This is a genomic window from Pseudomonas sp. PB101 (assembly GCF_009764265.1).
Lineage (GTDB): Bacteria > Pseudomonadota > Gammaproteobacteria > Pseudomonadales > Pseudomonadaceae > Aquipseudomonas.
The window spans coordinates 91,344-102,425 of sequence record NZ_RWIR01000018.1 but is presented as its reverse complement, the minus strand read 5'-3'; the positions used below and the strand labels follow the sequence as shown (position 1 = coordinate 102,425).

Sequence of the window (11,082 nt, the reverse complement as noted above, 5' to 3'; positions counted from 1 at the left end):
GAAATGAAAACCGGACACGAATAAGATCGATTATCAAAAAAAACAGCGTTTTACTTCGAACCGATCAGCGTCAGCCAGGGGCTGTAGCGATCCACCCGTATGGGCAGGGTTTCTGCCAGGGCATTGAACGCGCGGTCGGGATCGTCAAGCGGAAACACACCCTGGACACGCAAGCCGCGAACCTGGGGTGCCACGCGGACAAAACCGCGACTGTAAGGGCGCAGGGCGTCGACCACTTGCTCAAGGGATTCGTCCAGCACATTCAGCCTGCCGTTCAACCAGTCGGCTCGCCTGCGCTGATCGCCGGCAAGGAGGGCAATTTGCCGGGCATGCAGCAGCGCCGACTGACCTTCCTGCACAACTTGCACTGTGCCGTCGAACAACCGTGCTTCGACCGAATGCTGCAACACCACCAGTCGGCTGGCTTCTTGCTCCTGGGCCACGAGAAACCGGGTGCCCAGCGCGCGCACTTCACCTTCAGCGGTGCGCACGCGCAACGGCCGGCGGGGATCGGGCGCCACGTCAATCACCAGTTCACCGTGGCGCAGGATCACCAGCCGTTGCTTGTCATCGAAGCGCAGGTCCACGGCGCTGTTGGCGTTCAAGCTCAGGCGACTGCCGTCGGCCAGCTTGAAGGTCTGACGCTCGCCGCGTCCGGTGTGCAGGTCAGCCAGTAGCGCATCACCCAGCTGACTCCCGGCGCCCAGCCACACACCGCCGCCGAGCAGGCCCAGACCCGCGATCACCCGCAAGGCGTCGCGCCGCGAAGCATGAGGCTGCAAGAGCACTTGCCGGGCTTCGCTGGCCTGACCGGGCAAACGCCGATCCAGCGCGCGAACCGTGTTGAACGAACCGCCGAGACGATCCTGCAACGTTGCCCAGGCCTGGCTGTGCGCACGATCCATCGCCAGCCACGCGTTGAAACGCTCCTGCAGTGCTGCATCGGGCGTACCGGCGCGAAGCCTGACCATCCAGTCGATGGCCTGCTCACTGACGGGGTCCAGGCGCGGCTTGCTCATGGCGATACTTCGCTCAGATAGCACTGACGCAATGCCTGTTTCATGTAGCGACTGACAGTGCGCTCCGACAGTCCCAGCTTCTGCGCAATCGCGACATAGCTCAGGCCATCCAGTTGGCTATAGAGGAAGGTGGCCTTGACGAGCATCGGCAAGCCGTCGATAGCCCGGTCGATGGCCACCAGGGCTTCGATCAACAGCAGCTGTTCTTCGGGGGAGGGGGCCAGCGCTTCGGGCAGGTTGGACAAGCGCTCAAGGTAGGCCAGCTCCAGCTTGCGCCGGCGATGACGGTCAAAGATCAGCCGGCGGGCAATGGTCGAAAGGTAAGCGCGAGGTTGTTCGATGCTGTCGGGATCGACCCGCGCCACCAGTAACTGGCAAAACGTATCGGCGGCGGTGTCCTCAGCGTCCGCGTGATTGCGCAGGTGTCGATGAATATGCTGCAGCAGCCAACGGTGGTGATCGCTGAAAAAGAATCCCAGCTTGCTGGACGGAGGAGATTGCACTAGTCGGCTTTCCAGATGTTAGTGTGAATCGTTCTCAATGGTACCTGTGGGATGAGCGACAGTGCAATCCTGTCCTTTGGGTGGTTTACCCAAAAAAGCAGGGGGAGCGAACCCTTTTCCGGGGAATTTTCACCACTCGAAGAGACCGTCTCAGAGCAATTGCCGAGCCCTGGTTGTACCTATACCAAATGGCCTGGATTTTGCTCGGGTACTCATACTCAAGCATTCATTGAATGCGGTATCCGGAGGTTCGGGCCATGTGGGCAAAAACTCTGTTTTGCGGCGTGATGTTTGGAATCGGGATCTCCGCTAGCGGCCTGGCGACGAGCATGGTCCTGTTTTGGTGCGAGTTGTGTTGAGCACCGTTGCTCATCACCTTGAGCTCCTCGGTTATGAGGTCAGTGAAGCACTGTATTTCATGAAGGCTTTTTAACGGTCAGCAGAACGCCGGAGTAGGGGTTGAATCAGGAGAGTTTTGTAACGGATCAGGATCTGGATGTGAAAAGCGGAAAGCCAGAAACGACAAAGCCCTGAATAATCAGGGCTTTGTCGTATAAAGATGGCGGAGGCGATGGGATTCGAACTCATGGACCTGTTACAGTCGACGGTTTTCAAGACCGTTGCCTTAAACCACTCGGCCACACCTCCGTTTGCGTTGCGGGCGCCATAATACCTGAATGAAACACACTGTCAAACTCTCTGCATAGCTTGTTACAGGGCGTCTGTTATGATCTTTGCGACTGAACGTTTCAAACCAACAGGAGTGTCGCCATGCGCGAACAGGATTACGCAGTTAATAACAGCGTGCAGGCTGAGCAGCTAGAGGTTAGCCGCGTCCTGCGCAACACATACGGCTTGCTCGCCCTGACGCTCGCATTCAGCGGTGTAATGGCCTTCGTTGCCCAGCAGATGCGTGTTGGCTACCCGAATATTTTCGTGGTGCTGATCGGCTTCTACGGTCTTTTCTTCCTCACCAACAAACTCCGTGATTCGGCCTGGGGCCTGGTGTCGGCATTTGCCCTGACCGGTTTCATGGGTTTCCTGCTCGGCCCGATCCTCAACCGTTACCTGGGTATGCAGGGCGGCGCGGAAGTGGTCAGCTCGGCGTTCGCAATGACGGCGCTGGTGTTCGGCGGTCTGTCGGCGTATGTGCTGATCACCCGCAAGGACATGAGCTTCCTCGGCGGTTTCATCACGGCGGGCTTCTTCGTGCTGCTGGGTGCGACGCTGGCGGGCATGTTCTTCCAGATCAGCGGCCTGCAACTGGCGATCAGCGCAGGTTTCGTGCTGTTCTCCTCGGTCTGCATCCTGTTCCAGACCAGCGCCATCATTCATGGCGGCGAGCGTAACTACATCATGGCTACCATCAGCCTGTATGTGTCGATCTACAACCTGTTCATCAGCCTGTTGCAGCTGTTCGGCATCATGGGTCGCGATGACTGATCGTCGGCATTGAGTAAAAAACCCGCCCAGGCGGGTTTTTTATTACCTGAAATTCAGCACTACTCTGTAATGACAATGCTGCCATCGGCTTGCTGGCGGTAGATGGTGTAGGGCAGCAGCAAGGTATCCATCGCCCCGGACACGACCACGTCGAGCAACACCACGGCGGGGGCGGGACCATGTACCTGGGCATCCCGACCGTCTTCGAGGGGGGCGTTCAGGTAGCAGAAATCGTAGGTCACGCCGCTGTAGATACGTGGTACGGCGCCGCAATAACTCTTCTGTTCCCTGAGGCTTTTGGAGGCCACTTCGTCACTGCGCACAACCGTCTGAATCGTGCCGCAACCCGCCAGCATCATTGCCGCGAGCAGCATTGCCTGAGTTTTCATACCGTCAATCCTTCGCCGGAAAACGCCAATCTACTTCACTCTGAAACAAATATCACTTACGCCATGGGCGGCAACCGGCGCTTGACCGGAGTTTTCTTGACGATGGCCGTATTGGTTTCGGCGTGGGTGTTGAGGCGGTCGAGCAGGGTGTCCAGTTGTTCCATCGAGCGCACATGCAGGCGCGCAATGAAACAGTCGTCGCCGGTGACCTTGTCGCACTCGGTGAATTCGGGAATGGCCATGATTTGCCGCTCCACTTCCTGCAGTTGCCCGGGCAACGGGCGAATGCGCACGATGGCCTGGAGTTGATAACCAAAGCTCTTCGGGTCGATCTCCACGGTGTAGCCCTTGAGCACACCACGCTCTTCCAGGCGGCGCAGACGCTCGGCGACACTGGGGGAGGACAGGCCGCTGATCTGCGCCAGGGCCTTGAGCGAACGTCGCGAATCTTCCATCAGGGCCGCGATCAGCACCTGGTCGATGTCATCGGTCATGGCGAAATCCTCTGTTAGGCATTTATTCAAAACGGCCTTGATAAAAAAGGCAGATCCCGAGTTTAGCCTGCTTTTTGCTATGGAGTGGTGCCTGGGTGCATTGGCATACTTTGCCCACAAACACAGGAGTCTGATGATGGACAAAACCCTACGCCGCGGCTCGCTCGAAATGACGGCCGCCATGCTGATCTCCGGCACCATCGGCTGGTTCGTGCTGGTGTCCGGGCAACCGGTGCTCGATGTGGTGTTCTGGCGCTGCCTGTTCGGTGCCGGCACCTTGCTGCTGATTTGCGCGGCCTTCGGCTTTCTGCGCCCCGGCATTCTGACCCGTACGACCTTCTTGCTGGCGGTGCTCAGCGGTGTGGCGATTGTCGGCAACTGGGTGCTGTTGTTCGCGTCCTACTCCCGGGCGTCGATTGCCATCGGCACCGCCGTCTATAACGTCCAGCCGTTCATGCTGGTCGGGTTGGCGGTGCTGTTCCTCAACGAAAAGATCACCACGCAGAAACTGCTCTGGCTGGGCGTGTCGTTCCTCGGGATGCTGGCAATCGTCAGCGCCCATGGCAGCCAGGGCGAGAGCGGCAGCGATTACCTGACGGGGATTGCCCTGGCCTTGGGCGCGGCGCTTCTGTACGCGATTGCCGCGCTGATCATCAAGCGTTTGACGGGGACACCACCGCACTTGATCGCGCTGATCCAGGTCAGCACCGGTGTGTTGTTGCTCGCGCCCTTCGCCAGTCTTTCCGTATTGCCCCAGGCGCCGAGCGCGTGGGCCAGCCTGGTGACGCTGGGCATGGTGCACACGGGCGTGATGTACGTGTTGTTGTACGGTGCGATTCAAAAACTGCCGACTGCGCTGACGGGGGCGCTGTCCTTCATCTACCCGATCGCGGCGATTTTCGTCGACTGGTTTGCCTTTGGCCATCGCCTGGAGCCGCTGCAATGGCTCGGCGTCGCGGCGATTCTGCTGGCGGCTTCCGGCATGCAACAAGGCTGGTCGTTGAAGTTTCGGCGCACGGTGACGCCGTAACCCGCGAGCCAGGCGTCAGATGTTCCAGCGCGGCGCGCTTTTGGCCAGGCGTTGGCGCATCTCGCCGACGTTGGCGGCCAGTTGTTGAGTCAACAAACGATAGCCATCCAGCGTGTTGTAGACCGGGGCATCGAGGCTGACAAGCGGCACATCCACAGGACGATTGAGCCGCTGGGCGGCGCCCGATTTCAACGCCCTGGCCATGCCGATCAATTGCACGCGAATCTGTCGATGCTCGGCTTTCAATGCCGTTTGCATCAGCCTCATCGCCTCGGGATCATTGGCGTCGGGTCGGGTATTGGCGAGGATCTCCAGGGTGCTCACGCACATGCGCAGGTTGCGCTGGATGGCGTCCAGTTCGGTCATGGAAATCTTCACTTCCTTGGACACGGACGGCATCAACGAGCGCAGTTGCACCATCGCCGCGTTCAGGCGAGTCATGAGCTTGAGGTGTTCGTCGGCGGTGATGGCCTGGCCGTCAATGATGCGCCCGTAGACTTTCGCGCAATCACGCAGCGCATCGGCCAGGTTGTAGCGCCAGGAATATACCGCGTACAGCGGCAGGGCGAAGGAAAACGCCAGGGCCAGGGCAATGCCGATCAGGATGTCCACCCCGCGCCACAAGCCGTCGGTGACCGGGTTGTCGCCGTGCCCCGCGACGATGAACACGGTAATCGCCGACAGCAGCGCCGTGTAACCCCCCTTGCCGATGGCGTGATACGAGAAAAACCCGCAGACCACCGACATCGCGAAATAAGTCAGCCAAGGCATCCCGAGCCAGGCGTGTTGTGCCACCAGCGCCAGGCCGACACCGGCGCCGATCAAGGTGCCGATGGCGCGCTCGGCGGCTTTCTTGCCGATGTTGCCGTGGTGCTGCAAGCCGCCGATCACCACCAGCATCGTCACCGAGGCCCACTCACCATGGGGCAGGTTGATCCCGGTGGTCAGCAGGATCGTCGCCAGCAACCCCAGCGATACGCGCACCGCATGGATCACCCGGGCATGGCGGTAGCGCCGGTACGGGTCGAGCAAGGGCCGCAACAAGCGGCGCAGCAGCGGTGGCAAGCGTTGGGCTGTGGACGTACTCAGGCTGGCGCTCCTCAGAAGATGTAGTCGGTGGTCAGGAAACTCGAACTGCGGCCGCTGATGATCTCGCTGATCAGGTCCTTGTTGGTCTCCTGGAATTTGGTGGCCACCAGGGTGCGGATCGAAAATACCCGCAGTGCGTCATGCACCGACAAGGTGCCTTCGGCCGAGTTCTTGCGCCCATTGAAAGGATAGGTGTCCGGGCCGCGCTGGCATTGCGCATTGAGGTTGATGCGCCCGACCTGATTGGCGAAGGTGTCCACCAGGCGGCCGACCGCCACCGGGTTGGTGCCGAAGATGCTCAGCTGCTGGCCGAAGTCCGACTCGAGCACGTAATCGATCACGGTATCCAGGTGACGGTACGGCACGATCGGGACGACCGGGCCAAACTGTTCTTCCTGATAAACGCGCATCTGCGGCGTGACCGGGTACAGCACCGCCGGGTAGAAGAACGACGCCCGGGCCTCGCCGCCGTTGGGGTTGACCACCCTGGCGCCTTTGCTCTCGGCATCCGCCACCAGTGCGTGCAGATAGGCGACCTTGCCCGATTCCGGCAGGGGTGTCAGGGCGACGCCGCTTTCCCAGGGCATGCCGGGCTTGAGGCTGGCCAGCCTGGCATTGAACTTGTCGATGAAGGACTCGACCACGTCTTCGTGAACGAACAGGATTTTCAGGGCGGTGCAGCGCTGGCCATTGAATGACAGCGAGCCGGTCAGCGCTTCACTGACCGCGTTGTCCAGGTCCACTTCCGGCAGGACGATGCCCGGGTTTTTCGCATCCAGGCCCAGCGCCGCGCGCAAGCGGTGAGGTCGGGGGTGGAGTTTTTTCAGGTCGCTGGCGGCCTTGTTGGTGCCGATGAAGGCAAAGATGTCGATCTTGCCGCTGGCCATCAGCGCGCTGACCGTCTCGCGGCCGCTGCCGTAGATGACGTTGATCACTCCGGCCGGGAAGCTGTCGCGGAAGGCCTCCAGCAGCGGGCGAATCAGCAGCACGCCGAGTTTGGCCGGCTTGAACACCACGGTGTTGCCCATGATCAGCGCCGGGATCAGCGTGGTGAAGGTTTCGTTCAACGGATAGTTGTAAGGCCCCATGCACAGGGCCACGCCCATCGGCACGCGACGGATCTGGCCGAGGGTGTCCTGTTCCAGTTCAAAGCGGCTGGAGCGGCGGTCGAGTTCCTTCAGCGCGTTGATGGTGTCGACGATGTAGTCGCAGGTGCGGTCGAACTCTTTTTCCGAATCCTTGAGGTTCTTGCCGATCTCCCACATCAGCAGCTTGACCACGGCTTCGCGCTGCTCGCGCATGCGCCCCAGGAAGGTTTCGACGTGCTGGATGCGCTCGGCCACGCGCATGGTCGGCCACAGGCCCTGACCGCGGTCATAAGCACGGACGGCGGCGTCGAGGGCGGTCAATGCGGTCTCGGCATCCAGCAGCGGCGTGCTGCCGAGGATCACTTGCTCGTCGCCATCCGGGCCGTTCAAGTACACCGGGCTGCGGACCTGGGCCAGCGGCCCGTTCCAGGTTTTCAGCACGCCATCGACCAGGTACTCGCGCTGCTCGGTCTGGCCGTCGAGGCGGTATTTTTCCGGGATGTCGGCGGGGCTCGGGAACAGGTTCTGGAGAATGTTGGCTGTGGTCATGTCGCTACCCCTCTGGATTGGGTGATGCACTGATGAATCGTTTTAGCAGACCCCGGTTACCCTTGTCATGACTCATCTCAGGGTTTTGCCCCACAGCGTGACGGATTGCCGATTTATCGACGCCCTGCGTCATGGCCTCAGAAGCGCCCCTTGTTGGCCCCCAATGCCCTCAACCCACCCACGCCGGGTGCCTTAGTGTTGACCTCAGCTTGATCACAACAAAAAAGCTGCACCCGGCTGGCCGGGCAACCCATGAGAGGACCGCCATGCGGGCAAGCCGATTAACTGAAAAGCCTAGCCTTTGTTTGGCCTTGGCGGGGTGCATCTTCGCGGTGGTGCTGGCGGGGTGCGGCGAACAGTCGAACACCCCGCCGACCCGCAGCGAAGCAGGCGCCGCACGGCCCGCCGACGCCGAGCTGGCGCAGGTCTACGACAACAGCTGCAAGCTGTGCCATGCCAACCCGGCGGCCGGGGCGCCGCTGACCGGCGACATCAAGGCCTGGCAACCACGGGTATTGCAGGGTGCCGACACGCTGCTCGATCACGCGATCAACGGTTACAACGGCATGCCGCCGATGGGCATGTGCATGCAGTGTTCGCAAGAACAGTTCCTGGCGCTGATTGCCTTTATGTCCGGCCAGCCCATCCAATAACAAGAACGGCAGGGTGCGATTCATGACGATGGACCTGACACGGCGTCAGTTGTTGCAACGGGCGAGCGTCATCGGCGCCTTTACCGCGCTTGGCTCGACGCCGGCACTGGCCGAGCTGCTGCGCGCGCCACGGCTGATTCCCTGGCGCAACTGGTCGGGCGGCCAGAGCTGCCTGCCGGCGGCGCGACTGGCGCCAAAGAACCTGGATGAGTTGACGCAAGTGGTGCGCCAGGCCCCCGGCAGGATTCGCCCGGTGGGCTCGGCGCATTCCTTCAGCGCGCTGGTGCCCACCGACGGCACCTTGCTGTCGCTGAGCTATTTCACGGGCTTGCTCGATCACGACCCGCAAACCCTGCAAGCCGAGTTCGCCGCCGGCACGCCGATGTCACGCATGGGCACGCCGCTCAAGGACATCGGCCAGGCCCTGCAGAACATGGCCGACATCGATTATCAGACCCTGGCCGGCGCGATTTCTACCTCGACCCACGGTACCGGCAAGCACTTTCAATCCTATTCGGCGCATGTCTGTGGTTTGCAGTTGGTGACCGCCAGCGGCGAGGTCATGGACTGCGACAGCACGCGTCATCCTGACGTGTTCAACGCCGCCCGGGTATCGCTCGGCGCGCTCGGGGTGGCCACGAAAATTCGCCTGCAAAATCGCCCGGCGTATCGCTTGCGGGAGCGCCAGTGGATCGCTAAAACCGAAGAGCTGCTGGAAGACCTGGACAAGAACACCCGGGAAAACCAGCACTGGGAAATGCTCGTGGTGACCCATTCCGATTACGCCTTGTCGATCGCCTTGAACGAAACCACCGACCCGGCCACACCGCCGGTGCCGGCGGATGAGGAGGGTGGCAACGAGTTTGTCACGCTGATCGAGAAGATCGACAAATACGGCAGTGATTTTCCGGACTTGCGCCGCAGCATGCTCAACAGCCTGCGCCACCTGGCCAGTTTCGATGACCGGGTGGGCGATTCGTTCGACATCTACGCCAACGTGCGCACGGTGCGTTTTAACGAAATGGAGTATTCCGTGCCGGCCGAGTACGGCCCGGCCTGTTTGCGCGAGATCCTCAAGCTGATCCAGAACAAGGACCTGCGCACCTGGTTTCCGATCGAGTACCGCTACGTAAAGGCCGACGACATTCCCCTGAGCATGTTCGAAGGCCGCGACAGTTGTTCGATCTCGGTGCACCAGCATTACCAGATGGACCATCACAACTTCTTCGCCGCCATCGAGCAGATTTTCTGGAAGTACAACGGCCGGCCGCACTGGGGCAAGTTGCACACGCTGAACGCGAAAAACCTGCAGCCGCTGTACCCGCGCTGGCAGGAGTTCATCCAGGTGCGGCAGGCGATCGACCCCAGCGGCAAATTCCTCAATGCGCATTTGTCATCGATCCTGGGGGTGAGCTGATGGCCGTCAATCGCCGCAATTTCCTGCTCGGCACTGCGGGTGTCGGCGCCTTGCTGGTGGGTGTCGGGGCGTGGCTGCGCCCGGGTGACCGGGGTGCGCCGTACAGCGATTACTTCCGCATGCTGAACGCCGAACTCAAGGACCACGGGCCGATGCGCCCGGTGATGCTGATCGATCTCGACCGGCTCGATCACAACGTCGATGTGGTGATGCAGTCGGTCAAGCGTGGCGGCAAACACCTGCGCCTGGTGGAAAAATCACTGCCGGCACCGGGACTCTTGAGCTACATCGCCCGGCGCGCCGGCACGCAACGCCTGATGTCGTTTCACCAACCGTTCCTCAATCATGACGCCGTGCAGTTTCCCGCCGCCGACATTCTGTTGGGCAAGCCGCTGCCGGTGCGTTCGGCCGAGCTGTTCTATCAATCGCACAAGGGGCCCTTCGACCCGGCGAAGCAATTGCAATGGCTGCTCGATACGCCGCAGCGCTTGCAGCAATACCTCGCGCTGGCCCAGGGGCTGGGCACGCGGTTGCGGGTGAACATCGAGCTGGATGTCGGCCTGCATCGCGGTGGCGTCAGCGACCTTGGCGTACTCGGGCAGATGCTGGCGCTGATCTGCCAGCACCCGCAGCACCTGGAGTTCGCCGGGTTCATGGGCTACGACCCGTTCGTGGGCATGGGCGTGCCGGGGATTCTGGGCTCGCCCGAAGAGCTGTTTGCCAAGGTGATGGTGATCTACAAGCGCTGTGTCGATTTCACCCGTCAACAGTACCCCGGTTTGTGGCATGCAGGGCTGACGCTCAATACGGCCGGCAGCCCGAGCTATGGCATGCATGAACGCGAACAGCTCAGCAGCGAAGTGTCGGTGGGGACCGCGATGCTCAAGCCCACTCACTATGATTTGCCGTCACTGATCGAGCATGTGCCAGCGGCCTACATCGCCACGCCGGTATTGAAAAGCACCGGGGCGGTGAACATTCCGGCGCTGGACGACAAATCCAGGCTGTTCTCCTGGTGGGACACCAATCAGCGCGAGACGTATTTCATCTATGGCGGTAACTGGATGGCCGAGCTCGAATCGCCAGCGGGGTTGCAGAGCAATGGTGTGTATGGCCGCAGTTCGAACCAGGAAATGGTCAACGGCTCGGCGGCGGTGGGGTTGGCGGTTGAAGATCAGGTGTTCTTGCGCCCAACCCAGACGGAGTCGGTGTTGTTGCAGTTCGGGGATTTGCTGGCGGTTCGGGGTGGGAAGATTGTGGAGAGCTGGCCGGTGTATTCCTGAAGGGATTTCTGTGGATGTGCCGCCGCCTTCGCTGGCGAGCCAGCTCCCACAGTGAACTTTGTCGTACACAAATTTTTGTACGCCGCAGATACCTGTGGGAGCTGGCTTGCCAGCGATGGCGTCAG

11 protein-coding genes and 1 tRNA gene are annotated in these 11,082 nt (G+C 61.0%); 5 read left to right on the top strand and 7 right to left on the bottom strand.

Translation table 11 applies throughout. The features are described from left to right. Window positions 1-50 precede the first annotated feature (50 nt). The 3 genes from EI969_RS05425 to EI969_RS05415 form a co-directional block, all read right to left on the bottom strand. Window positions 51-1,019 carry a FecR domain-containing protein gene (locus EI969_RS05425; RefSeq protein WP_160386296.1) on the bottom strand — a complete coding sequence of 323 codons (969 nt, stop codon included), beginning with the start codon at window positions 1,017-1,019 and terminating at the stop codon, window positions 51-53. Continuing rightward, on the bottom strand, window positions 1,016-1,522 hold the full coding sequence (locus EI969_RS05420; RefSeq protein WP_160386294.1) for a sigma-70 family RNA polymerase sigma factor: 507 nt from the start codon (window positions 1,520-1,522) through the stop codon (window positions 1,016-1,018). Before EI969_RS05420 ends, EI969_RS05425 begins: the two co-directional genes overlap by 4 nt. A gap of 560 nt (window positions 1,523-2,082) precedes the next feature. Then, window positions 2,083-2,170: transfer RNA gene (locus EI969_RS05415), tRNA-Ser, on the bottom strand. Window positions 2,171-2,293: 123 nt separating this feature from the next. On the opposite strand from EI969_RS05415, the gene EI969_RS05410 reads away from it, so the two are divergent. After that, window positions 2,294-2,965 carry a Bax inhibitor-1/YccA family protein gene (locus EI969_RS05410; RefSeq protein ID WP_103393095.1) on the top strand — a complete coding sequence of 224 codons (672 nt, stop codon included), beginning with the start codon at window positions 2,294-2,296 and terminating at the stop codon, window positions 2,963-2,965. 59 nt (window positions 2,966-3,024) lie between these two features. On the opposite strand, the gene EI969_RS05405 is transcribed toward EI969_RS05410, so the two are convergent. Next, the gene (locus tag EI969_RS05405; protein ID WP_160386292.1) at window positions 3,025-3,354 is read right to left on the bottom strand and encodes a YceK/YidQ family lipoprotein; all 330 of its coding nucleotides are present in this window, start codon (window positions 3,352-3,354) and stop codon (window positions 3,025-3,027) included. A gap of 56 nt (window positions 3,355-3,410) precedes the next feature. After that, complete coding sequence (locus tag EI969_RS05400; RefSeq protein ID WP_160386290.1) at window positions 3,411-3,848, bottom strand: Lrp/AsnC family transcriptional regulator; 438 nt, start codon at window positions 3,846-3,848, stop codon at window positions 3,411-3,413. A gap of 136 nt (window positions 3,849-3,984) precedes the next feature. Here EI969_RS05400 and EI969_RS05395 point away from each other — a divergent pair, with 136 nt between their 5' ends. After that, entirely contained in the window at window positions 3,985-4,878 is an 894-nt protein-coding gene (locus EI969_RS05395; RefSeq protein WP_160386288.1) for a DMT family transporter, read from the top strand. Window positions 4,879-4,893: 15 nt separating this feature from the next. On the opposite strand, the gene EI969_RS05390 is transcribed toward EI969_RS05395, so the two are convergent. Further along, window positions 4,894-5,934 carry an FUSC family protein gene (locus EI969_RS05390; RefSeq protein WP_160386396.1) on the bottom strand — a complete coding sequence of 347 codons (1,041 nt, stop codon included), beginning with the start codon at window positions 5,932-5,934 and terminating at the stop codon, window positions 4,894-4,896. A gap of 44 nt (window positions 5,935-5,978) precedes the next feature. Continuing rightward, the gene (locus tag EI969_RS05385) at window positions 5,979-7,604 is read right to left on the bottom strand and encodes an NADP-dependent glyceraldehyde-3-phosphate dehydrogenase (RefSeq protein ID WP_160386286.1); all 1,626 of its coding nucleotides are present in this window, start codon (window positions 7,602-7,604) and stop codon (window positions 5,979-5,981) included. Between the two features lie 266 nt (window positions 7,605-7,870). Here EI969_RS05385 and EI969_RS05380 point away from each other — a divergent pair, with 266 nt between their 5' ends. The 3 genes from EI969_RS05380 to EI969_RS05370 all read left to right on the top strand — a co-directional run bounded on the left by EI969_RS05380 (window position 7,871) and on the right by EI969_RS05370 (window position 10,957). Continuing rightward, a complete protein-coding gene (locus EI969_RS05380; RefSeq protein ID WP_160386284.1) occupies window positions 7,871-8,257 on the top strand; it encodes a cytochrome c5 family protein in 387 nt (128 codons plus the stop codon). Window positions 8,258-8,279: 22 nt separating this feature from the next. After that, window positions 8,280-9,674, top strand: a complete 1,395-nt coding sequence (locus EI969_RS05375) for a D-arabinono-1,4-lactone oxidase (protein ID WP_371925862.1) — start codon at window positions 8,280-8,282, stop codon at window positions 9,672-9,674. 74 nt (window positions 9,675-9,748) lie between these two features. Next, entirely contained in the window at window positions 9,749-10,957 is a 1,209-nt protein-coding gene (locus EI969_RS05370; protein WP_160386392.1) for a DSD1 family PLP-dependent enzyme, read from the top strand. Window positions 10,958-11,082: the final 125 nt, after the last annotated feature.